General features: G+C 47.6%; 25 protein-coding genes. 14 read left to right on the top strand and 11 right to left on the bottom strand.

What is annotated here, in order from left to right; translation table 11 throughout:
* Positions 1-179: 179 nt before the first annotated feature.
* From J2I46_RS18970 to J2I46_RS18915, 12 genes are all read left to right on the top strand, one after another.
* The gene (locus J2I46_RS18970; RefSeq protein ID WP_207330638.1) at positions 180-800 is read left to right on the top strand and encodes a hypothetical protein; all 621 of its coding nucleotides are present in this window, start codon (positions 180-182) and stop codon (positions 798-800) included.
* 342 nt (positions 801-1,142) lie between these two features.
* Positions 1,143-1,775: a DUF4291 domain-containing protein gene (locus J2I46_RS18965; RefSeq protein ID WP_229379848.1), complete on the top strand. Its 633-nt coding sequence runs from the start codon at positions 1,143-1,145 to the stop codon at positions 1,773-1,775.
* A gap of 388 nt (positions 1,776-2,163) precedes the next feature.
* On the top strand, positions 2,164-2,880 hold the full coding sequence (locus J2I46_RS18960; RefSeq protein ID WP_207330636.1) for a hypothetical protein: 717 nt from the start codon (positions 2,164-2,166) through the stop codon (positions 2,878-2,880).
* Between the two features lie 357 nt (positions 2,881-3,237).
* A complete protein-coding gene (locus tag J2I46_RS18955; protein WP_207330635.1) occupies positions 3,238-3,651 on the top strand; it encodes a hypothetical protein in 414 nt (137 codons plus the stop codon).
* A 343-nt stretch (positions 3,652-3,994) separates the two neighbouring features.
* Positions 3,995-4,408 carry a hypothetical protein gene (locus J2I46_RS18950; RefSeq protein ID WP_207330634.1) on the top strand — a complete coding sequence of 138 codons (414 nt, stop codon included), beginning with the start codon at positions 3,995-3,997 and terminating at the stop codon, positions 4,406-4,408.
* A 419-nt stretch (positions 4,409-4,827) separates the two neighbouring features.
* Positions 4,828-6,021, top strand: coding sequence for an SMI1/KNR4 family protein (locus J2I46_RS18945; RefSeq protein WP_207330633.1), 1,194 nt, complete (start codon positions 4,828-4,830; stop codon positions 6,019-6,021).
* A 451-nt stretch (positions 6,022-6,472) separates the two neighbouring features.
* The gene (locus J2I46_RS18940) at positions 6,473-6,994 is read left to right on the top strand and encodes a hypothetical protein (RefSeq protein WP_207330632.1); all 522 of its coding nucleotides are present in this window, start codon (positions 6,473-6,475) and stop codon (positions 6,992-6,994) included.
* Between the two features lie 1,195 nt (positions 6,995-8,189).
* Complete coding sequence (locus J2I46_RS18935; protein ID WP_207330631.1) at positions 8,190-8,504, top strand: hypothetical protein; 315 nt, start codon at positions 8,190-8,192, stop codon at positions 8,502-8,504.
* 425 nt (positions 8,505-8,929) lie between these two features.
* Positions 8,930-9,322: a hypothetical protein gene (locus J2I46_RS18930; RefSeq protein ID WP_207330630.1), complete on the top strand. Its 393-nt coding sequence runs from the start codon at positions 8,930-8,932 to the stop codon at positions 9,320-9,322.
* Positions 9,323-9,605: 283 nt separating this feature from the next.
* Positions 9,606-10,520 carry an alpha/beta hydrolase gene (locus tag J2I46_RS18925; protein WP_207330629.1) on the top strand — a complete coding sequence of 305 codons (915 nt, stop codon included), beginning with the start codon at positions 9,606-9,608 and terminating at the stop codon, positions 10,518-10,520.
* A gap of 335 nt (positions 10,521-10,855) precedes the next feature.
* Entirely contained in the window at positions 10,856-11,143 is a 288-nt protein-coding gene (locus J2I46_RS18920; RefSeq protein WP_207330628.1) for a hypothetical protein, read from the top strand.
* 384 nt (positions 11,144-11,527) lie between these two features.
* Complete coding sequence (locus J2I46_RS18915) at positions 11,528-11,914, top strand: hypothetical protein (RefSeq protein WP_207330627.1); 387 nt, start codon at positions 11,528-11,530, stop codon at positions 11,912-11,914.
* Between the two features lie 661 nt (positions 11,915-12,575).
* Here the strand turns inward: J2I46_RS18915 and J2I46_RS18910 are convergent.
* The 9 genes from J2I46_RS18910 to J2I46_RS18880 all read right to left on the bottom strand — a co-directional run bounded on the left by J2I46_RS18910 (position 12,576) and on the right by J2I46_RS18880 (position 19,086).
* Positions 12,576-12,842 (bottom strand): ATP-binding protein, encoded by a 267-nt coding sequence (locus tag J2I46_RS18910; protein WP_207330626.1) that lies wholly within the window; start codon positions 12,840-12,842, stop codon positions 12,576-12,578.
* Between the two features lie 55 nt (positions 12,843-12,897).
* Positions 12,898-13,077, bottom strand: a complete 180-nt coding sequence (locus J2I46_RS18905; RefSeq protein WP_207331022.1) for a hypothetical protein — start codon at positions 13,075-13,077, stop codon at positions 12,898-12,900.
* 205 nt (positions 13,078-13,282) lie between these two features.
* Positions 13,283-13,519: a hypothetical protein gene (locus J2I46_RS32895; RefSeq protein ID WP_229379847.1), complete on the bottom strand. Its 237-nt coding sequence runs from the start codon at positions 13,517-13,519 to the stop codon at positions 13,283-13,285.
* A 142-nt stretch (positions 13,520-13,661) separates the two neighbouring features.
* Positions 13,662-13,877, bottom strand: a complete 216-nt coding sequence (locus tag J2I46_RS32890; protein ID WP_310589053.1) for a heparan-alpha-glucosaminide N-acetyltransferase domain-containing protein — start codon at positions 13,875-13,877, stop codon at positions 13,662-13,664.
* A gap of 132 nt (positions 13,878-14,009) precedes the next feature.
* A complete protein-coding gene (locus tag J2I46_RS32885) occupies positions 14,010-14,165 on the bottom strand; it encodes a hypothetical protein (protein ID WP_229379846.1) in 156 nt (51 codons plus the stop codon).
* Between the two features lie 814 nt (positions 14,166-14,979).
* Entirely contained in the window at positions 14,980-15,951 is a 972-nt protein-coding gene (locus J2I46_RS18895) for an aldose 1-epimerase (protein WP_207330625.1), read from the bottom strand.
* Positions 15,952-16,182: 231 nt separating this feature from the next.
* Positions 16,183-18,171 carry a 1,4-alpha-glucan branching protein GlgB gene (glgB, locus tag J2I46_RS18890; protein ID WP_207330624.1) on the bottom strand — a complete coding sequence of 663 codons (1,989 nt, stop codon included), beginning with the start codon at positions 18,169-18,171 and terminating at the stop codon, positions 16,183-16,185.
* 138 nt (positions 18,172-18,309) lie between these two features.
* On the bottom strand, positions 18,310-18,483 hold the full coding sequence (locus tag J2I46_RS18885; RefSeq protein ID WP_207330623.1) for a hypothetical protein: 174 nt from the start codon (positions 18,481-18,483) through the stop codon (positions 18,310-18,312).
* A gap of 141 nt (positions 18,484-18,624) precedes the next feature.
* Entirely contained in the window at positions 18,625-19,086 is a 462-nt protein-coding gene (locus J2I46_RS18880) for an OsmC family protein (protein WP_229379845.1), read from the bottom strand.
* A gap of 64 nt (positions 19,087-19,150) precedes the next feature.
* Between J2I46_RS18880 and J2I46_RS18875 the strand changes: the two genes are divergently transcribed.
* Entirely contained in the window at positions 19,151-19,495 is a 345-nt protein-coding gene (locus tag J2I46_RS18875; protein WP_207330622.1) for a hypothetical protein, read from the top strand.
* Positions 19,496-19,644: 149 nt separating this feature from the next.
* Entirely contained in the window at positions 19,645-20,037 is a 393-nt protein-coding gene (locus tag J2I46_RS18870; RefSeq protein ID WP_207330621.1) for a LytR/AlgR family response regulator transcription factor, read from the top strand.
* Between the two features lie 85 nt (positions 20,038-20,122).
* Here J2I46_RS18870 and J2I46_RS18865 read toward each other — a convergent pair whose 3' ends face one another.
* Together J2I46_RS18865 and J2I46_RS18860 are read right to left on the bottom strand one after the other, a co-directional pair.
* On the bottom strand, positions 20,123-20,689 hold the full coding sequence (locus J2I46_RS18865) for a precorrin-2 dehydrogenase/sirohydrochlorin ferrochelatase family protein (protein WP_207330620.1): 567 nt from the start codon (positions 20,687-20,689) through the stop codon (positions 20,123-20,125).
* A 109-nt stretch (positions 20,690-20,798) separates the two neighbouring features.
* Complete coding sequence (locus tag J2I46_RS18860; protein WP_207330619.1) at positions 20,799-21,815, bottom strand: hypothetical protein; 1,017 nt, start codon at positions 21,813-21,815, stop codon at positions 20,799-20,801.
* Positions 21,816-21,861: the final 46 nt, after the last annotated feature.

Raw genomic sequence — 21,861 nt, 5'->3', positions numbered from 1 at the left:
ATCCCGTTCGGTTGAACAGGCTAATCAACCGTAGACAGACCGCTGACAAAGCGATTCGTGCGACATGGGAACGTACCTGAATGCCACGGTTTGACAGACTCGTCTTGTTCGGTTCTTAACTTGAAGCGTAAACCCTACTTGATACTGGACATCGACAGATAACGTACCTACCTTTTATTATGCAGTATGCTCAGCAACTCCGTGAACTACGTCAGCGCATACCAATTCCAGTCGGGCAAGCCGCCCAGCTTTTGAAGCAGTATGAAGGGGATAGCGCAGCCGTTGAACGCGCATTCTTGCACGATACAATCCAGAAGATCGCTCAGCAAACAGGGCGTTCACTTTTGGAAGCAGAAGAGGCTTGGCAGGTTTGTCGCGCTGATAGACTCCACGCTATATCTTATCTAAACGACAAAACAGCAGATGAACAGTATGTACCTTCTGATAGCATCACGCCCCAAACCCTTGCACTTATTGACGAATGGTTAGCCTTGGAGAGTTATGAGGGCTTTGACGTAGCCCTCTCTTTCAAACTCGATGAGTTTGTTGCCATACTCAACAAGATACCTAGTTTTGAGCCTGTTAGTAACGCTCTGTTGCAGGCGAGGCAGCGACAGCAAACCGTATTCGCTAACTTCAAGCCCGACAATGGGATTAAGCTATATGTTAAACTAAGCAACAAATTGCAAGGTGATCTCCGCTTTCAACAAGCTTATGCTGTATTTCAGCGCGATATAGATAGGCTTGAAGACGCGCTTCATGTACACCGTCGCTATTTCAGGCGACATTCCCAGGAGTGACGCTTAGCTCTGCGGGGTCCACTTATCTCGGACAGGAAACTGTCCGGCTAGCCTTAGCGGCACCCAACGAAGCAGAGGGTGTAAAGGTTGTCACGTACCTGCGTTTTGGCTTATTTTGTGTTCACCATCAGCCTTTGCAGGCGTTGGGTGATTCAATCATGCAAGTGGGCTTTTCACGTTTCATTCGATAGGATAACCATTTGATAGTGAGCGTTCCTTGTGGGTTTGCCACGTACCTGTTGACAAGTCAGTCACCGCTGGACGGAACGAATAAAAAGCGTCTTTAGCGACAGGGCAAAGTTGATATTTACGAATAATAGTTTTCTATAACTGATGAATTTAATGACCATTCCTTACCTAAGTTACGAAACTGGATTACCACAATCTGGACAACACATATTAGGGCAACTTCGCGGAGAGAATGTCATTGTTTATCAAGCTTTCAACCCTCAAATTGTTGACTATGCCATTGCTAATCAAGAATTTGGCGGCCCGGCTTACTCTTTTTCGAGGATGTCATGGATAAAGCCAAATTTTCTTTGGATGATGTACAGGGCAGGTTGGGCAAGAAAAGATAATCAACAGAAGATTTTAGCGATTGAGATTAGCTTAGAGAATTTTGTAACCCTGTTGGAAAAAGCTGTTTATTCTTCTTTCCAGCCAGATGTTTACTCCACCAGAGAGAATTGGGAAAATAGTTTAGCAAATTCTGAAGTCAGGTTGCAATGGGACCCAGACCATAGTCCGACAGGAAGTAAGTTAGAAAGACGAGCCATTCAATTAGGCTTAAAAGGCCGGACGTTAAAGTTATTTGCCACTAAATGGATTGTGTCAGTTGAGGATATTACCGACTTCGTCATTGAACAGGGGCGTCTCGTTGAAAATAGAGACATGGATAAGTTGACTGTTATAAAAGAACAAGTGATTCCAATTTCAAACCCCAATTTGATTTCAAAACTAAAGCTTCATATTTAGCTGTACGGGGTCCACTTACCTCGGACAGGGATCACTCGGCGAGTTCAACGCGGCAACCCAACAGGCAGAGGGTGTAAAGGTTGTCACGTACTTGGGTTTTCGCCTATCTCTCATTCACCATCAGCCCTCTGAGGCGTTGGGTGACCCGTCTAAGCCGGTGGGCGTTTTACGTTTCGGGCGACAACATAAACTTGTGAGAGTCAACGTTTTTTTGCTCGTTCTTCACGTTTCGGCTGACAATGTAAGCATGTGTAACAGAACTCTTTTTCGTGGCGTGGGTAGGTCACTTCTGACAAGCCAAACCCTGCCGATGGTAACATTGGTTTAGCGGCTAAATCTGACAGAGCAATTTTTGACAATTTGAGATTATTTAAACTTAGATACACAAGTGGACATTGTTGAGCAAGTAGCTAAAACATTTGCAGAAGAAGCTCCGATAGCATTAGAGGGTTACAATTGGGTGAAAGCTATGTTACATGGCTATTATACGCCAACAGGCTACGGAATGGGGTTAGTATTTATTAATCCTGAAGGCATTAGAGATAGTGCGTGGTATGATGTTGAATTCTGCGGAGAACCCTATAGAGAAACCAAAGAATTAAATTCTAAATCTGAATTAAATAATCTTGTATTTGAATATTTCAAACACTGTAGAAAGGAAGGCAATCACTGGAATGAAGTAACCTTTACTCTTGATCGTCAAGGTTTTGTTGAGCATGAATTTTACATGAATGTTCAAAGAGATTTTGAACGCAAAATTGATTTGGTAAAAACTGCTGTATCAGGTATTGCCGAATTAGTATATGAGCAGTTAGCAGAAAAAAGATATGCTTCTGAAAAGTGGGAAAATGCAACTGCGAAGTTAGTTGTTAAAGATGGCAATGTAACTGTCTCATATACACGAACATCAAATGGCAAAACCAATAAATACAAATTACCCGCGTCCGTATTCTGTAGTCAAAAAATGTGGCTTCGATACCATGAAATGACTAACAACGGAGAATTAAAGGGTCATTTTCCTCCTTGGAATACTATTTTGATGCAATTGCCCTACCAAGAAATAGAGTTTGATGAAGAGGATTGTGCTTGCTATATTGTCGAATAACAGAATATAAATTTTGGCACTGTATAGGCAGGTTACGTCGGACAGGCAGCACTTGGGTACGCGACGTTGAAATGCCCAACGAACCGGGGGGGTAAAGGTGTGGCGGGCTTGTGTGGGTTTGGCTATCTTGCTGCCATCAGCCCCCGGTGGCGTTGGGTGACCCATTCATGCAAGTGGTTGTTTCACGTACCGGGCGACAGGATAACTAGTTGTAAATGAACGTTCTTTTGCTGTTGTTTCGCGTTTCGCGCGACAGGTTAATCTCCGTTCGACAGCGCGTTTTGGCTGGTCTGCCACGTACCTGGCGACAGATCAAAGTTTGTTGATAAAGTAAACGCCTAGCTAGTTGAGTTCTCAATGAGAAATCTGGTCAGCTACATAGCTCTCTTAATGGCCTTGACAAGTTGGTCTTGTACTGCTTTTGATCAAGCTTACTATGAAAAAGCAAGCGGAATTAAACTACCAGTTGAGACAGAGGTAATCGAATCTTTTGACAATGGCGAGTATTTGACGGTTACATCCTTAAAATTCGACAGTCTTTCGTTAGCGGGTTTGATTAAAAAGTACAATTTCGAGAAGGGAAATCAAGCCTCTTTTCCAGCCTTTATTGGACTTAATTACTTGAAAGAGGTTAAACCTGATCTGGCACAAGAGCGGAACTTGTATGTAAAATCTGCTTCAAAAGGAGGTAATTCTTGGCTTTATATTATTGACCTGGAGCAGCATATTCTGTGGGCGCAAATCCAATATCCTGATTGGAGCGGTGCTTGAAAATTGCTCTCCGGGGTCCACTTACCTTGGACAGGGAACTGCCCGGCTAGCCTGACCGGCACCCAACGAAGCAGAGGGTGTAAAGGTTGTCACGTACCTGCGTTTTAGCTTATCTTTCGTTCACCATCAACCCTCTGAGGCGTTTGGTGACCCGTCTATGCAAGTGTGTATTTTGCGTTTCGTGCGACAGGTCAACTAACTGATAGTGAGCGTTTTTTGTAGGTTTGCCACGTGCCTTTTGACAAGTCAAAGCCCATTAGACAGAACGTTCGACAGGTCTATTACGTGTTGGGCGACAGGATAATTACTCGATAAAGTAAACGCCTAACTAGTTGAGTTCTCAATGAGAAATCTGGTCAGCTATATAGCTCTCTTAATGGCCTTGACAAGTTGGTCTTGTACTTCTTTTGATCAAGCGTACTATGAAAAAGCTAGCGGAGTAAAACTACCAGTTGAGACAGAGGTAATCGAGTCTTTCGACAATGGCGAATATTTGACGGTTACATCCTTAAAATCAGACAGTATTTCGTTAGCGGGTTTGATTAAAAAGTACAATTTTGAGAAGAGGAGTCAAGCATCTCTTCCAGCCTTTACCGGACTTAATTACTTGAAAGAGGTTAAGCCCGATCTGATACGGGAGCGGAACTTGTATGTAAAATCTGCGTCAAAAGGAGGTAATTCTTGGCTTTATATTATCGACTTGAAGCAGCACATTCTGTGGGCGCAAATCCAATATCCTGATTGGGGCGGCACTTGAAAATGGCGCTGCGGGGTCCACTCACGTTGGACAGGTATCACTCGGAGCGTGCAACGCGGCAGCCCAACGCAGACAAGGGTGCAAAGGTCAAGGGCACGTCTCTTGCGGTGAGTATAGCAACTCCCATCAGCCCTTGTGGTTGTTGGGTAATGGTCCATAAAGTGTCTACATTTCCGGGTTGCGGGCGACAGGTTGCAGGCCGCAGAGGTTGAGTTTTTTGCTCGTTCGGCGGGTTTCGGTTGACACGAGAAACGCCCCGGTTGGGTAGGTTTGACAAGTGAGGCCGGGTTGCGTGCGACAATTTAAGACGACTGTGTAAATGTTGGTCTTTATTCTTACTTGGATTCGAGTTTTGAACGGTTCAGCTTACGAAGTCATTATAACGAACAAACGCACAATACTTTTTACACAAATTCATTATGACCCGCGTGTTTCCCAAACCTCTGAGGAGCTTCAACAAAAGAATTGACAATATTTTACACGAGATAGATATCTCTTTTACCAATTATGATAATGAAGTCATTGATATAGAAGGTATCGTTTCGCATGAAAGCCAAGCAGGATTTCCAACCCCAGTAAGCCATCATACATTTAAGTTAATTAGCTGGAAAAAAATTGGGACAAATGATGTGGTAGAGAGTAGTCTTTACATCATGCGGCCTATAAATGGTAGCGTTGATTTTAATGAAGTACAACCTTTATCAATTCTCAAACTCAAAGTTTATCTTAATGATTTACAGAATAGAGCTATTTGTCTTTCTGGTGAGATAATTGATCCTGAAATATCTGAATTCAAACATAATGTAGATCTACTGAAACTGCCAAGCCCTGGAATCAAGCCTTTTGACTTTTCTCAAAATGAGTTTTTTCCAGTAGGTTCATCACTTACGGTAGATGAAATAAATAAATTTGAGCAAAAAATTGGCTTCTCGTTGCCAGAAGAGTACGTTAAATTCTTACTAAAATTTAATGGATGCACACTTAAACATTCAACTTTAGTACTAACTATGCCTGACATTCTAACCCCTCATCCTTATGGGTATAAGTCAGACACACTTATAAGTGAATTTTACTCTTTGAGTGCTTTAGAAAGTTCTTTTATAAACAGAGAGGACCTAAAAGGTGCTTTGGACGAATGGATAGAGATATTGGACGACAAAGAATTTATTTTCCCTGATGATGTAATTGATATAGCCGAAGCACATTTTAATATTTTGTATGCGTTCAAAGGCCACAACATGGGACGAACCTACTACTATCATCATGAAAACTTGCTCAAGTTGAGTGATAGTTTAGAAGATTTGTTAGCAATAGTTTCAAAGACTTATTCTATAAATTATGAAGAATATCAAGAGGTGGAAGCAAAATTAAAGTACGCTATCGTGGAAGGTAATTTCGATAATTTCAGAATTATAATGGAAGAGTTTAATGGCTATGAACTACTTTTTTATTCAGGTCACTGGTTGCGAGAACACGTCCGCCGTCTATTAGTAGTAAATGCGGCAGCAGGTGAGGAACCTATCCCAAATTATGATAAGTTCGTCACTTATTTGGAAGAGCGTAATTTAATATCTTTTGAAGCAGCCGAGAAATGGATTAAACAATATGATTAGTTAGTATTTTGCTTCGCGTGGGCGGCATGTCGGGCGACAGGTTGCTTTCCCCCGAAGGCAGGGCATTCAGCCCAACGGGGGCAGGGGTGTAAAGGTACGTTACGCTCCCCATCGACCCCTGCAGGCGTTGGGCGATTCGATCATGTAAGTGGTGTGGGCGGGTTCAGGTCGACAATTTAACAGATTGACAATGAGCGTCCTTTGTGGATTTGCCACGTACCTGCCGACAGGCTAGTGTCCGGCTGACAGCACGTTTTTACTGGCGTATCACGTCTGGTTGGACAGGGCGATCAACTGTAGACAGCACGTCGACAAATGCGTTTTGGCCGATACAGGAACGTACCTGAGCGACACCGTTCGACAGTCTTGGGTTATTGCGTTTTGATTTAATCAACGAATTCGCCTAAGTTGTGGATTATAAAACTAAAACCACCTTACGACAAGATTAGACATGAGTGATCGGCTCCCTAATAACCTATCCGATAAAATCAGGCAGCTTGCTTACTACCAAATTGTTGGTGGTATATGCGGTATAGGGCTAGTGATTTGGTTGGTAGCTCAAACAAAAAGCGTATCTGGCCTTTCTCTTTTAATTTTTATTTTGGCAGTGAGTCTGTACTTGTTCTCTATTCACTGTGGGCGGTTGTTACTGAAGAATAAACTTGATCTTGGGCTCGACTTATCAACTTACAACCAAGCAATACAAGTACTCAATTTTGCCCTATTCGGGTTTGCTTTTAAATATGCCTCAGGTTTATACATCGGAGTCGAAATAGATTACACAGATGATTTTAAATTTGACGTTGGCTTGTCACTATCAGCCTTGCAAATAAATGTCAATGCAGATAAGCAAATTATTCAGATTGGATTTAATGTACTGGCAGTTTATCTGATTTACCACATCGGTAAAATCAGAGAAGAGGTAGCGAAATACAGACGCCTAAAAATTCTTAATCTAACGCATAATGACTGACCGAAGGCCATCAATAAAAAGCGCTGCATGGTCCGCTTACCTCGGACAGGAAACACGCGATTAGGCTAATGCGGCAGCCCAACCAAACAAGGGTGAAAAGGTCAAAGGCGTGTATCTTGCCGTAAGTAAAGCGTCTCCCATCATCCCTTGTGGTTGTTGGATGGCCCGTCCAAGTCAGTGGGCGTTTCACGTTACCGTCGACAGGATAATAGATTGATAGTGAGTGTTATGGTATTGCTGTTAGCTGAATTAATAAAGGTTGTAGAATTGGCATGACACTGTTTACCCTATGAACGACAAGGTTAAAACAAATCTCAGCAACGTGGTGGTGTTTCTGATCATGTCAGGAGCGATGTGGATTTTTTATGAGCTGATGGTTCTGTTGATAGGCAGTGATAGTGATTAGTTCAGCTGTAGGATACCTGTGACAGGTTAATTCCCGTTTGACAGAACGCTTTGGCTGGGGTGTCGCATCTGGTTGGACAGGTCAATCCACCGTGGTCAGAACGCTGACAAGGCGTTTCGGCCGACATGAGAATGTACCTGTGAGTGAACGTTTGTCGACTTCGGCTTGTCTGATGCGGCTCGGCTAACAAAGCAACTAACATGGTATGATCCGTATTTTATAAAGTATATGATTCTCGCTGATAATATGGAGGCTCTTTCTATAGTCCCCTACCTCTTTTGGGCATTTGTAGGGTTGGTGGCAGTTATTTGTGTCGGAAGCTTCATGGCCTTTCGCCGGTCTGAGTATTACAAAAACCAGTTTCCACAAGAGCATCCAGTAGTGAAAGTAATCATCATACTCATGGGGGGCGCTCTAACAATTGGCGGTCCCTGTTTACTTTTTATACGGCTGTTTTTCTCAATCAAATAACAATCAATTGCTTGCGGGGTCCACTCGCGGTTGACAGGACACTACCCGTCGCGCCCCGGCATCACCCAACAAGGGCAAGGTTGTAAAGGTGTAACGTACCTGAGTATGCTCTATCTTGTGGTGCACCATCAGCCCTTGTTGGCGTTGGGTGATCCGTCCAAGTCAGTGGGCATTTCACGTAATAGGCGACAGGATAGCGAATTGATAGTGAATTTATCGGTGTACGTGTCCTTGCCGACAGACTAATCACTTTTATACAGAACGCGGTGGAGGCACTTCGGCCAACAGTGACCTTACCACAACGCTTACACATTGTACATGGAAACTGAGGAGCCGCTGGATTACCTTTTTTATGAGGGAGAGATCCTATTCGCTCCCCTGCAAAAAGAAGTAGTTATTTCCATTGGTCTAGTCGAGGAGCTTGCTTCTGAACATATTGCTTTCTTTAGTTCGGTTGAAGAGCGATACGACTCCTGGAAGCCAGAGGCTAAGCGGCTTTTTGTCGAGTACCGCCAAGTATGGGAGCCAGAATACGAAGTGCCGGATTTTGATGAGGAGTTCGAGCTTGAAGCTCTAGTGATTCCACCCACTGCTGATCCAACTGAAGAATGGTCAATGACTTTTACTTGCTAGTCAGATGCAGATCATGGGTATGTACTAGAGATGCAAAACTGGCAACCGGTATGCGCTTACGTTGATGGGTAACGTACTGGATACTTCTCTTTTGCGGGTTCCACTCGCGGTGGACGGGAAACTGTCCGTCGTGCGACGTTTTCACCCAACAAAGGCAAAGTTGAAAAGGTCGAACGTACCTGATTTTGCTCTATCTTGTGGTGCACCATCAGCCCTTTGGGGCGTTGGGTGAACCGTCCATGCAAATGGATATTCCACGTCACCGGTGACAAGCTAACGAATTGATAGTGATCATTTTTTGTAGGTTAGTCACGTAACTGTTGACAAGTTGATATCTAGTGGGCAGGGTTTTGGTCGACACGTATATCAATTATGATCTCTACAATTACCGGGGACAGATACAGCTATTTTTCTCTTTGTAAATCATGCGGTCAGATCGATACTACTACCTCAATATTTACCACGACGAACAACTTAGCGTTGATTTCGATACTCAGCAACTGACTGATTTTATTAAGTCTTTGTCTCAATTCGAGCAAAAGGAAAAGTTTTCTTTTACGAATAGTAAGCAGTTCACGGTATTTACTAACATTACCCTTTTGTTTGCTAACCAGATTCATAGTTGGTCATCGCTTGACAGCGGTACGCGTACGAACTTAGTCTCAATCGTCTGTGCTAAAGATCCTACTGTAGATTTTCAGATTGTTCAAAACGTCCTGGTACAAATTGCAACGTACCTGAACTGGCAATGGGTTGATGAACAAACTGATGACGAAATTGAGAATTTCGTTCTATGGAAGCCTAGAGATAGGGCTTAGCGTTGCTGTGGCGTGTTACCTCTGACAGGGGACTCTTGGAACGTTTAACGCGGCAGCCCAACGCAGGCAAGGTTGTAAAGGTATAACGTACCTGATTGTGGCTTATCTTGTAGTGCACCATCAGCCTTTGCATGCGTTGATTGATTCAGCCCACAAATTAGCTTGCAAGGCGGGGTCGTGGGCAACAGGTTGCAGGCCGCAGAGGGTAAATCTTTGCTCGTTCGGCGGGTTGCGGCTGATAAGTCATGTCGCCTTGAGTTATAACTTTTGGAACTTAATAACTATGCAAATACTCATTCGCACCCTGTTCTTATTAACACTATTATTGAATTCATTTAGGCTGTTTGCTCAGAACGGCCCGCCAACTGTCGAGCAGGTGCGCGGTTATATGGATGAAGATTATCGACAAACGAAAGTTCCGTTGAGCGAGGTGTATAAAACCGAAGCCCGCAAAATAGCCGTCGGTGCTGATTCTGTAACAATTCAGATCTATTACCCTACCGGCAGACGCAACTTACCCATTCTGTATAATGTGCATGGAGGTGCTTTTATCTGGTCGCCAGGGCCGGATATGAACATCTCACGCATTTTATGCAATCGTACACAATCTATTGTTGTCTCTGTTGATTACCGGCTGGCCCCTGAACATCCATTTCCAACATCCATCAACGACGCCTATGCGGTTTGGAACTGGATCACGGCAAATGCCCAACGGCTAGGGGGCGACCCAAATCGTGTAAGTCTGGTTGGCGACAGTGCGGGTGGCTTATTTATTGCTGCCTTACAGGTTAAACGACAGCAGGAGGGGAAACCGGCGCGTCCGCTGGCGATGGTATTCGTCAATCCGGGCATTGATTTACGAGAGGGGGCACCTGGCGGTGGGGAGTATCGTTTAGTTAGTAACATGTATTTAGGCGGGGCCGCCCCCAATAGCCCATTAGCGTCGCCTATTTTGGCTGATAACTTTGGTGACTATCCGCCTAGTTTAGTCATTATCTCAGAGAAGGATGCCATCCGCCAACACGGTATTTTACTGGCCGACAAGCTCAAAGCGGCTGGTAGGGCATGTCAATTGGTTGATCTGCCAGGTCTGGATCACTTGGGACCTATTTGGACAGCCGCCAATCCTAAGGCCCAATCCGCCATTGACGCGACGGTGAATTTTCTCAATACGGCTAATACTAAAAGGGGTAAATAGAAACTTGATTTCAGCGGATTTCTGCATTTTGTGCGCTCTGTGTGGGTAGGTTTCCGGCGATAAGCAGCACGTCCTATGTCAAAGCGAACAGCCCAACTGTACATCTGTGTAAATGTCGCGCTACGCGCTCATCACCACATGGGATCGTTGGGTGAACCTTTCATATGAGTGTGCGTTTTACGTCACCGGCGACAGGGTAACGGATTGATAGTGACCGTATTTTTGGTTTGCCACGTACTTGGCGACAGGCTAAAGTCTTATGGCCAGAACGTTGACAAGGGCGTTTTCTCGTATGATAGGCTATTCAACTTAAGATTGCCACATCTAGCCAGACCATGACAACAAAGTACTTTATAGATGATTGGATTGGCACACAAGATCGAGCCAATGACCTGTATGAGATAAGTATCAAATTTGACGAAAACGGTTTTTTTACTATGCAGGTTGGTAGTATTGAAGCTAAGGGCAACTGGCGTTATGACTCAATTGATAAAATTCTCACCCTATTTCCGCCTGATCAGAAGTTTACCATCACGCCGGTTAACAACAATCATTTTGTCATGTCAAGCTTTAATAGGGGCCCTTCCTGCTTTTTTATTCGCAAAACCCCAAAAGCAGATTGAGCCGATACGAAAGATGATCTATTGCCATAGATTTGACGTGTTTCAGCCTATTTCGGCTTCAGTGGATTGTAGGTTTGTGATTAGCGTTGCGGGGTCCACTTATCTGGGACAGGGATCACTTGGAGTCTACAACGCCGCAACCCAACAAAGGTAAGGGTGAAAAGGTCGAGGGAGCGTATCTTGCTGTGAGTAAAGCGACTCCCATGAGCCCTTCGTGGCATTGGGTGACCCGTTCATGCGAGTGGCGTGGGCACGTACCGGTCGACAGGTCAATGTCCATTGAAGATCGCGCTTTTTCTGACGTTTCCTCTGTCCTGTGACAGGTCAAAGTCTGCTAGATCGCACGTGGGCAAATGCGTTTGGGTAGACAAGTCATACCTTTTTATGCATAAACCCTATCAACAACTAAGAGGCCACTCTGAAGACTTTAAAGTACGTTATCGTTTTTACAGTCAGGAAGAAGGCGGTCGTTACAGCTTACCTCATCAAGGCATTCGTACCGATTTCTGGTACGAGTGTGCTGACCACGAGATGACGGGCGTTTTCATGATTTGTCCTGAATTTGAGGATGAGTACGGCGATTTACTTCTAGAAGGGGAAGTATTGCCAGAGGGCATTGCTCGGATGTGGATTTCAAATCCTAGAATGCGAGCTTACCATCGTTCGCGAATTCAACTGGGTACAATTGGTTATTTCAAAGAGGCTACTCGTAGTACAGGCGTTTGTGAAGTAATCGAGCTAGTTGGACTGATGCAAAATCCGATAAAGTAGGTGAGTGCCTTTATAAACATGGCAGTATAACATATTTGGCTCGCGTCGTGTAACTGCCTCGGCTTGACCTGCGTCGGCCTCTCTCGGCTTATTCGGTAGTGTGCGTTGTTGGTCAGTGCTGCGGGGTCCACTTACCTGGGACAGGAAACTGGTCGATAGTTCAAGGCGGCACCCAACACGAACGAAGGTGTAAAGGTTGTCACGTACCTGCGTTCTAGCTTATCTTTCGTTCACCATCAGCCCTTTGTGGCGTTGGGTGTTTCGTTCATGCAAGTGGGCATTCCACGTTACCGGCAACAGAATAACGAATCTTTCGTTGGTGTTTCACGGCCCAGTCGACAGGTCAGTGTCTGTTCGACAATACGTTTTGGTTGGTGTGCAACGTACCTAGCGACTTGATCCTATGGTTACTTAGCTGTCAGCAGCCCCGTATGGGAAGGTCATCGTTGTTCGTTAGCGCTCATCAACCCGTCAACTACCCGATGTGGCTATTTGTCAGCGACAGCGTATCAGTTGCTGCCTTTAATGAGTTTGCCGCAACCGTGTACATCCCCGGCAGAACGGAACGGCTTCTCTCATCTAGTAAGGGCCCTGTTTACAACAACCGAAGAGTCAGAAAACTAGACCCCGGTCGGGGGCGGCTTTGTCGTTGAGGTATACGTCATCGAGTGCGGGAACAGTCGAGTGTGATGCTGATGCCCCGTGCGGTGCCTTGCGTGGTATCTTGCCTCAAGTTGCCGTCGAGTTGCCGGGTGAGGAGAGTCACTAACTGCGTGCCGAAGCCAGTCCCCGGCGACGTGATGTTGGTTTTGCCCACACCGTTATCGGCCACGACGAGCCGGAGGTGGTCTGCGCTGAAGTCAGTTAATTCGATACGTACCCAGCCCGACTGCTGATTGGGAAAGGCGTATTTGAGTGCATTGCTCACCTACTCGTTGACGATTAACCCTAACGACAGTGCTATATCGACATCGATAGCCAATTCAGGCATGCTGATGCAAAATGCCCATGCTCTGCACCCGGTTTTGGCTGGCGCGTAGCATATCCTGCAGGTGGATGCTTTTGAGTTGAGGCGTTGCCGTTTGCTGAGCCTGCGCAGAGGCCGACAGGCCGAGGCTAACCAGTATCCAACGTGCAGACAGCGAAATCAGGAGATGTTTCATGAGTTTGACTGGTTGGTTTGACTGTTTTAAGAGCGATTCCCCGGCAGTATGGACTAGGCTTAGAAGCCGATTCTGAGCCGCGAGCCGGTTGGGTACGTTAGAAGGCCGCGAGGCCGTAACGTACCTGTTTCAGGACGTGATACCCAAATGGATTGATCACAAATAGCTTAGCCACCACTGCTCTTTGTGCGATGTCTTGTAGGCATCAAACCAGCGACACAGAGGGTACAACGACGCGACAACGGCTATCCAGATGAGGTAAACCACCAAGATTGTAGCCTCCCTCGCCGGGTAGCACAAATCGCACCGGTATGGTTTGCAGCACTTTATCGGCCTCTGTCATGGTGTGGCCAGCGGCAAAAAAGACTAGCATGCGCAGGGTATGCAAGACAAACCAATGGATTGTGTAATAAAAAAAGGCCGTTCGTCCGTAGTACGCCATTAGCGCGGTTGTTTACATTCTCCAGTAACGCCAGTCCCAGTAGTCCCGGCCCCACCGTAATACACATATATAGAAGCGATGGCGGGTATTTATGTACTTTCAGGAACGAGAACAACGTGGTGAGGCCGTCTTTCTGGACGCTTCAGGGGAAGGGATCGCCGTATGTATTCAGCCAACGCAGGCCCACGAATAGCCCAATGGCTCCGACACCGAGATAAACCAGCCACTGTTGACGCTTCCTGGCCGAAACCGCTGGCTCAAACAACCGGCCCAGGCAGTAGCCCAGCATCATGAGCCCCAGCCAGGGAAGAAACGGGTACAGTACCACAATGACCCGACCAGGCGCGTAATCAAACACACGGTGACTGCTACCATGACACAGCGCCCACCAAAAAACCGATGTAAATCCCGGCGCCTGTTCCACCGCATCCAGCAGATTATGGCCTAAAACGATCGCTAGACCAATGCTGAGTATGGTCCGGAACGGCAGCTACGTCAGCCCGGCCATGAACACCATGCTGATGCCCATCGACCAGAAAACGGCCAGTGTGATGGGATTAAACAGGGTAAACGTGTCCGCCGGCGCAATCAGGAGGACCTCGGCTACAATGAGCCATAGGCCCCGTTTCAGCAGGAACAGACTCAACTCCCTGTGCGATTTTCGTAAACTTTGAAGGTAGATGGACGTACCCGATAGAAAGGCAAACGTAGGGGCGCAGAAGTGGGTAATTCAGCGGCGTAGCAATTTTTTATTTGCTGTCCCAGATCACCTTTGGCAGTCAGGTTTCCTTTCTCGTCCATACTGACCGCACCCGATATTTTCAGTTCATTTCATCCTCCACGACGAGCAGTCTTACGGGCGACTCATCGGGGATGGATAGCTGAAACGGCATGGCTTGGTATATAGGGAACGAATGAGTTCGTCAATATAGCTTCATCTGCACAACTATACTCGTACCCACTTCTGCGTCAACGTAAGTAGCATTGGCGCTTAAATCAGAGGCAATCTGCTCATCTCACTCTAGCACCGCTATCCCTTTTGCGGTTATGGGCTTAGAATTGAACCAATCTTCCAGTATACCGAACTCCACCAAGCAGCCCTCCCTAGGGCCTACTTGACGCGGCTTCTTCAACATGAGATTTGATCGGAACACCTTGCTTAAGGAAGTGTCATGGTAGGGAAACCGAAAACCGTCTGGGTGCTAACCCTCCGTTGGGAATGTCACGGCATTTTATTACTGGCTGTTTCGGTTTATTGAAACCCAATCGTCGAATGCGTATGGCTGGAAACTCGTTGCTGATCCATGCCGACCAAATTTGCTGATGGCTGGTGTAAAGTTGGGTGTTCACAGCTTGTACCGGCTGCGTTCGGAGAGGTTGCTGGCAGCAACAGGCAAGTTTCTTGCTTGTTCACCGGGGTTTCGTTTGCCTCGTGTTCTCCATTAGCGCTCAAACATGTGCTACGAGAGTTGGAGTTGGATCTCGCCGCTTAGAGTTTCGCCGGGGCTTAGAATGGTCAATCCTTCCCCATTATTGAACGCATTTACGTTGGCGGTTTGCGGTTCAATGGCAATACTGTCGCGGCGGGAGGGAGTATAAACAACGATGTACCCCAGCGAGTCGCTCTGGGTAATGGCTAACGAGACACCTTCCGATGGCCATTGAAGCACTGTTTTGGCTTGCTTCTGCCCATCAACTTCGCTGAACGCTGCTACCCATGGCGTATCCAGTTCAACGTTGTTCAGACTAAACGTACCCAGCCGGTCGTCGCCAACCGGTTGCCTGCCATTGGCAATCATATGCTCGTCAAGCGTAATCACGGATTTAATCGGCATTGTAAGCGTCAGGTCGTCGGTGGGCGCGTTGTTAAGCGTGAAATAAGGGTGCCAGCCAAAAGCAGCCGGGCTGCGCGTGGTTCCCGTATTCAGGGCTTCGAACGCCAACGTGAGCCCCTGAGCCGAGAGAACATAAGTGACGGTGAGCGAAAACGGGAACGGATAGCCAGGTACGTCGCCGGCGTAATCATAAACGATAGCCAACAGCGCATGACTGGGGGTAGTTTCCTGCCGGACCACCCGAAATGGTTTCCCATGAACAAAGCCATGAAGGGCATTATTGCGCATTGTTTCATTCATAGGCAGGGCATATGCTAACCCTTCGAACCGATAAATACCCTGAAACACCCGGCTGGGGAAGGGGTATAGCAATGCGCTGGCATAGGTTTCATCGGCAAGCAACGCCTGAGCCGATCCGGGACTGTTGATCAGCGTGTATCGGATGTCGCCTTTACGGAGTACCAATTGTCGCAGAATTCCGCCAAACTCAGGTAAGATGGTGGCCCATTCGCCGGTTTCTTTATTGATAAGGACGTAATCAGTTAATGGTTTAGTGCCTTCAATAGGGCCAAGTGGGCGGGTATCAATTGTGAACATGCTGGTGATTTTTGAGCAAAAGCTGCTTACAAAAGCCGTAAAGTAAGTAGGTTGTTTACAAAACTTACCGCAGCCGCATCGGTAATGACCCGCTTCAGGCGGGTTTTAACGCTTCTGTACAAAAGAAAATTAGATAGGCCATAACCTGCAGAACATCGGCTTCGGCTAAAATGCAATGTGGCAACCAGCCTGCTGGTTGCCACATTGTTGGTTGGTTATCCCATACGTTGTTTACTCGATCCACTTCAGCACTATGCCCCCAAGTGGTGGTAGTGTGACCGGTAGCGTATAGGACTGACCATGCATGGGCGTCTCTTCTGTCTGGACCGGTGCCGGGTTGAGCAGGCCACTGCCGTAAAAATCAGCCTTGTCGGAGTTGAATATTTCGCCGTAGAAACCGTTCAACGGAACGCCCATCCGATAGCCCGGACGCGGAACGGGCGTCATATTCAGGGCAACGATTAGGGTTTCCTCCGGTTTTTCGCCGCGCCGCAGGTACGTCACCACACTGTTTTCGTGGTCGGTCGTGTCAATCCATTGAAAACCGTCGGGGCTGAAGCTACGCTCATACATGGCGGGTTCGGTGCGGTAGAGCTGGTTCAGGGCTTTTACGCATTCCGCCATGCCTTTGTGAGGGGCATGTTCGAGCAGGTGCCAGTCGAGGCTCTGTTCGAAATTCCACTCCGACGTTTGACCGAATTCGCCACCCATGAACAGTAGTTTTGTACCGAAGTGGGTGAACATGTAAGTGTATAACAAACGTAGATTGGCGAACCGTTGCCACTCATCGCCCGGCATTTTGCTCACGAGCGAGTGTTTGCCATACACAACCTCATCATGCGACAGAGGCAGCACGTAATTTTCTGAAAAGCCGTAAATCGTACTGAAGGTCAGTTCGTTCTGATGGTATTTCCGGTTGATCGGCTCCCGCTCGAAATAACGGAGGGTATCGTTCATCCAGCCCATCATCCACTTCATGCCAAAACCCAGGCCACCCGTGTAGATAGGTCGTGAGACACCCGGAAAAGCCGTTGATTCTTCGGCCACCATCTGAATGTCCGGGAATTCCCGATACACGGCTTCGTTTATCTCTTTGAAGAGCGAAATCGCATCCAGGTTCTCGCGGCCGCCAAATACGTTGGGCTCCCATTCGCCCGCATTCCTCGAGTAATCGAGATAGAGCATTGAGGCTACGGCATCGACCCGCAAACCGTCGGCGTGGCAGCGATCCAGCCAGAACATGGCGTTACTCAATAAGAATGAACGTACCTCAGGGCGGCCATAGTTGAAGATATACGATTTCCAGTCGGGGTGATAGCCTTTACGTGGGTCCGGATGCTCATACAGGTGGGTGCCGTCGAACTCATACAGACCATGGGCGTCGCCAGGAAAGTGAGCCGGCACCCAGTCGAGGATAACGCCAATGCCTGCCTGGTGCAGCCGCTCAACCAGGCGCATGAAATCCTGCGGATGACCAAACCGGCTACTGGGTGCGTAATATCCCGTCACCTGATAGCCCCACGAAGGCGCGTAGGGATATTGCATCACAGGCATGAACTCCACGTGGGTGAAGCCCATCTCCTGAATATAAGGAACCAGCGTATCGGCAATCTCACCGTAGGTCAGTTCCCGCTCGGGGTTCGATGGGTCGCGTTTCCAGGAGGCCATGTGTACCTCATACGTAGAAACTGGCTTGTTAAGGCCATTTTTCTCGGCTCTGGTCGACATCCACTCGTGGTCGTTCCATTCGTAATAGGTGTCCCACACGCGCGAAGCCGTAAGGGGTGGCACTTCCCAGAGGTGCGCGTATGGATCGCCTTTCTCCAGTTCGCGGCCACCTTCGTGTACAATAAAGTACTTGTACGTTTCGCCGTTGCCAATGTTTGGAATGAAGGTTTCCCAAATACCTGACGAATCCCAGCGAACGTTCATGGCGGCGCTTCCCTTATCCCAGCCGTTGAAGTTGCCGATTACCGACACATACTTGGCAGAAGGTGCCCAAACGGCAAAGTACGTACCCACTACACCGTTGTGTGTCACTACGTGCGAGCCGAATTTTTCGTACAGACGGGCGTGTTTGCCTTCCCGGAACAGGTGAATATCGAGGTCAGTAAATCGTGAATAAGGGCCAGCCGGTGTGTCAATAGCTTGTTCAACCGGGGGCAATTCAGGAAGGGTAGGGGTACTGTCCGCCACTGCGGTAGTTTTGCGCTTGGCCATAGGTTGATTAATGTGCTTAGAAAAGGAACTGTAAAGGGGCTTGAAAGTTAGTAAAAACCAACGCAAAAGGCTCATTACCTAATTCGCTGTGTGGAGCAAACTACGTAATGAGCCTTTCAGACTCAAGTGGTCAGGTACTTAAGCCTGCGCTTTTTTCATGCAGCACGATGGCCCACCTGATCCTTTCTCACACTTTTTCTCGCAATTCTCTGCTTTAGCTTTCTTCGCTTTCTTTTCATTGGTAACGCCGCCGGCAAAAGCAGCTGATGAAAGTGTAGCAGCCAGGGCCAGGCCCATCAGTATGTTTTTCATGGTAGTAACTAGGTTTGTTTCAGCCAACAGGCTACAAATTCTGGACCAAACTGAATGCGTGCCATTGGCAAAAGGTTGCCTGTTTGTCGTGTGTTACTGACCTGGCTGAGTACGAGTCTGCAACGCGTTGGTAGGTATCAATTAGCTTTCCAGTACCAATGACCACGTAATGTCGGCAGTGGGGCGTAGCTGCGCGGTAGCCGAGCAGTATTTATCCATCGACAGATCGATGGCGCGCCGAACTTTGGCTTCATCGAGCGGACCTTTCAGTTGATATTCGATGTGAATCGCTTTGAACGGAGCCGGTGTAGCCCCCGCTTCCCGCTGACCACGTACCTGGATCCTGAAATCATCGATGACCTGTTTTTGTTTGTTCAAGATCACAATCACATCAATGGCGCTACAACCAGCCAAACCCATTAAAAGCATTTCCATGGGCCGTGCGCCCGCATTGTGCCCGCCAATATCGGCAGAGCCGTCAATATCAAGGGTGACATTGGAAACGCCGGTTGCGGCAAAATGAAAAGCATCATCAACCCGTACTAAATCGACGGTCATTGTGTTATAAGTGGGGGCCACTGGTGTAGCGTCTGGTGTGTTCATAGTTGACGGTTTTGACACAATCGTGAAAAGAACGTATCTTCAATCTGTTAAACAGACAAAGCGCATGTCCGAAAAAGTTTCAAACGACTTATTCGACCTAAAAAATGACCCTCGGCTCAGTGTCTATCTGTACCGGGCGGGCTTTGGTTGCTGGCTGCTATATATCATGGCCGGAGCGCCCATCTTAGCCTCACTCCGTTTTTACAGGACTGATCTGGGGATGTTGTCTTTCTGTATGATGATCGCCGGCCTGACCGCATCGATGGTGTATGATTACCACCATAACGTTGCCTTGTTCACGCAAAAGAAAAAATGGCTGGCCATTGGTTACGGCATACTTGCCGCCCTGGTTTATTTCGTCATACTGGGCCACAAGTCACCTGGATTACCCAATTGGCTTCACTTTTGATGGAGTGCTTTTGGCATACAAACAAGGCGCGTTTACATACCACATATACTCAGTAGCCTACAACAACGACAGTTACAGTAGTTTTCAGTTGAAGATCGCTATAGATTTGACACATCTATTTAACCAACTCAAGGTACTGATAACTAATTATGGCAACTGCTACTTCCTCTGCCCATGTTTCTAGTCGGATCGGCTTTGACGAATGGCCCTCATTACGGCTCTATCAACGCGAATGCGGACAACAGTCTTTCTCGGTAGCCAATCTTATTTACCTGCAGTCTGAGACAAACTACACCTGGCTGAACTGGAAAGACGGGAAACGGATGTTAATGCCCCGTACGCTTAAGTTTTACGAGCCAAAACTCCCCACACAATTCTTTTTACGCCTGCACCGTAATTGCCTGGTCAATGCCCGCTACGTTGTTGGGGTTGAACGCGACCAGACTGGAGCCTATGTTCTGCTCACCACGGGCGAACGACTATCTATATCACGCCGCCGATGGACAACCATCAAGAAAATGGTTGATGCGTATACGAATTAGAAAATGTCATGAAACTATTAATTGGTAGTCGGTCGTCGTACAAACAATGATGGACTACTACCAATGACCACTTCATGCTAATCTTTTATTTCAACACCTTCGTAATCTCATTAAGGCGATCCATTTTGGCCTGAAAATCGCCCGTTAGCTGTTTACGAATGGCAGTGAGGTTATCGAGTGTCTCCTGCAGTGAATCGGGAAGCATCTCTTCCAGAACCTCCCGAAAGCGTTTGGCAAACGTAGGCGACTTACCATTAGTCGAAATGGCGATCTTGAGGTCGCCTTTTTTTACGACCGAACTTAAATAGAAATCGCAGAGCGGTGGTGTATCTGCCACATTGACCAGAATCTTACGCGCTTTACAATCTGCCTGCACCTGTCTGTTTACGGCCTTATCGTTGGTGCCAACAATTACAATGTCTTTGTCATTCAGGAAATCGGGCTGGTAGCTGTCTACCACAAGTGTCACGGCCGGGTGATGACCGGCTAATTCGTAAATCTCGGCGCGAATCTCGGGCGCCACCAGCGTGACGGGTGCAGCGGGCGAGTTGGCCAACACCGCCGTTAGTTTTTCCAGACCAACGTACCCACCACCCACAATCAAGGTTTGAAGCTGGTCTAGTTTTACGAAGATGGGGAAGAGTGTATTCATACAAAACGGGGGTTAACAGGCCGATTCGCTCTGATAACCCCCGTTTTGTATGAATTGGTTTGGTTTTCTACCGAACCAATGGCTGATTGGGCCAGTTAAGCCGACCCAATTAAAATTTGAATCCCAGGTTTACTCCCAGAATGCGGCGTTGCGAGTTCGATGTGTTGTCGCGTAAGACATTCTGGAAACCGTGATGATATACGAAGTCGAGGAAAAGCGGACCCGCATCGAAACCAATATTGGCCAGACCATTCAGCGTGGCATCATTGAAATCGCTGCGCTGTAGGTTCAAGACGCTGTTATTACCGCCCAGTGGCGTAGCAAATTCGGCACCCACCTGCAGGCGAATACCCGATACGCCCCGCTCAGACTGCGCCAGCTTAACGCCAACGTAGGCAGGTACGTGCAGGTACTTCTGGTCAACATTGGAGGTAATGTCTTTAACCGTGCTTCCGTCGCCCGCCCGGTAAAACTCGGAGCTTGACGTTAAGTATTCCGCACCGATCTGGCCATAGAACCGGCCGCCACCCCGTACGAAGAAACCAAGCTGATAGCCCAGGCGGCCAGCCAAACCAGTTGCATTGCCGTTGGCGTCGATCGTCTCTCCCTGAAAGCGAGTCGAGTTTGCCCCACCATAAATACCGAGTGTGAAGTTCTTGTAGTTTTCGCGATGTTCTTGCTTTGCCTGCTTTTCTGATGACTTCTGGCCATCGTCGAACCCTTCATCATACGCTTTGCTCAGGTCTTCAATTCCGTATTGCCGACCCGAGTTTCTGTCCCGGTAGTCATTGTCGTACCGTGGGTCTGACAACTGACGACTCCGGAAATCGCGACGGCTGTCGAGGCGGGCATCAACGTCATCGCCGCGGCGGTCGTCGCGCCGGTCATCACGGCGTAGCTCTCTTTCACGGTCCCGCAACTGACGCTCCCGATCGCGTAACTCGCGCTCACGGTCGCTCAGGCGGTCATCGCGTCGATCATCGCGACGGTCATATTGGTCATCTACCCGCCGACGATCGTCGACGCGGTTGTCATCGTAGCGCTGTGCTATCGCGGTGTTGGCGCAAAGCAGGCTGGCCCCCATCGAGAAGGCTACCAGCGTAATGGCCCGTACTTGCTTTTTCATAACGTTGTTGAGTTGGTAAGCCTAATTCACTTTTACAACCGGCCAT

Source organism: Fibrella forsythiae, assembly GCF_017353175.1.
Taxonomy (GTDB): Bacteria; Bacteroidota; Bacteroidia; order Cytophagales; family Spirosomataceae; genus Fibrella; species Fibrella forsythiae.
Note: the sequence above shows the minus strand (reverse complement) of the source record. Positions and strands in the feature narration are given on the sequence as shown.

Coding starts and splice junctions, on each gene's coding strand:
- J2I46_RS18880 (WP_229379845.1), bottom strand. CDS start 19,086: ATGAACACACCAGACGCTACACCAGTGGCCCCCACTTATAACACAATG.
- J2I46_RS18935 (WP_207330631.1), top strand. CDS start 8,190: ATGGAAACTGAGGAGCCGCTGGATTACCTTTTTTATGAGGGAGAGATC.
- J2I46_RS18905 (WP_207331022.1), bottom strand. CDS start 13,077: ATGAAACATCTCCTGATTTCGCTGTCTGCACGTTGGATACTGGTTAGC.
- J2I46_RS18945 (WP_207330633.1), top strand. CDS start 4,828: ATGACCCGCGTGTTTCCCAAACCTCTGAGGAGCTTCAACAAAAGAATT.
- J2I46_RS18925 (WP_207330629.1), top strand. CDS start 9,606: ATGCAAATACTCATTCGCACCCTGTTCTTATTAACACTATTATTGAAT.
- glgB (WP_207330624.1), bottom strand. CDS start 18,171: ATGGCCAAGCGCAAAACTACCGCAGTGGCGGACAGTACCCCTACCCTT.
- J2I46_RS18895 (WP_207330625.1), bottom strand. CDS start 15,951: ATGTTCACAATTGATACCCGCCCACTTGGCCCTATTGAAGGCACTAAA.
- J2I46_RS32895 (WP_229379847.1), bottom strand. CDS start 13,519: ATGGCGTACTACGGACGAACGGCCTTTTTTTATTACACAATCCATTGG.
- J2I46_RS18955 (WP_207330635.1), top strand. CDS start 3,238: ATGAGAAATCTGGTCAGCTACATAGCTCTCTTAATGGCCTTGACAAGT.
- J2I46_RS18965 (WP_229379848.1), top strand. CDS start 1,143: ATGACCATTCCTTACCTAAGTTACGAAACTGGATTACCACAATCTGGA.
- J2I46_RS18950 (WP_207330634.1), top strand. CDS start 3,995: ATGAGAAATCTGGTCAGCTATATAGCTCTCTTAATGGCCTTGACAAGT.
- J2I46_RS18915 (WP_207330627.1), top strand. CDS start 11,528: ATGCATAAACCCTATCAACAACTAAGAGGCCACTCTGAAGACTTTAAA.
- J2I46_RS18870 (WP_207330621.1), top strand. CDS start 19,645: ATGGCAACTGCTACTTCCTCTGCCCATGTTTCTAGTCGGATCGGCTTT.
- J2I46_RS18940 (WP_207330632.1), top strand. CDS start 6,473: ATGAGTGATCGGCTCCCTAATAACCTATCCGATAAAATCAGGCAGCTT.
- J2I46_RS18970 (WP_207330638.1), top strand. CDS start 180: ATGCAGTATGCTCAGCAACTCCGTGAACTACGTCAGCGCATACCAATT.
- J2I46_RS18885 (WP_207330623.1), bottom strand. CDS start 18,483: ATGAAAAACATACTGATGGGCCTGGCCCTGGCTGCTACACTTTCATCA.
- J2I46_RS18930 (WP_207330630.1), top strand. CDS start 8,930: ATGCGGTCAGATCGATACTACTACCTCAATATTTACCACGACGAACAA.
- J2I46_RS18860 (WP_207330619.1), bottom strand. CDS start 21,815: ATGAAAAAGCAAGTACGGGCCATTACGCTGGTAGCCTTCTCGATGGGG.
- J2I46_RS18920 (WP_207330628.1), top strand. CDS start 10,856: ATGACAACAAAGTACTTTATAGATGATTGGATTGGCACACAAGATCGA.
- J2I46_RS18875 (WP_207330622.1), top strand. CDS start 19,151: ATGTCCGAAAAAGTTTCAAACGACTTATTCGACCTAAAAAATGACCCT.
- J2I46_RS18865 (WP_207330620.1), bottom strand. CDS start 20,689: ATGAATACACTCTTCCCCATCTTCGTAAAACTAGACCAGCTTCAAACC.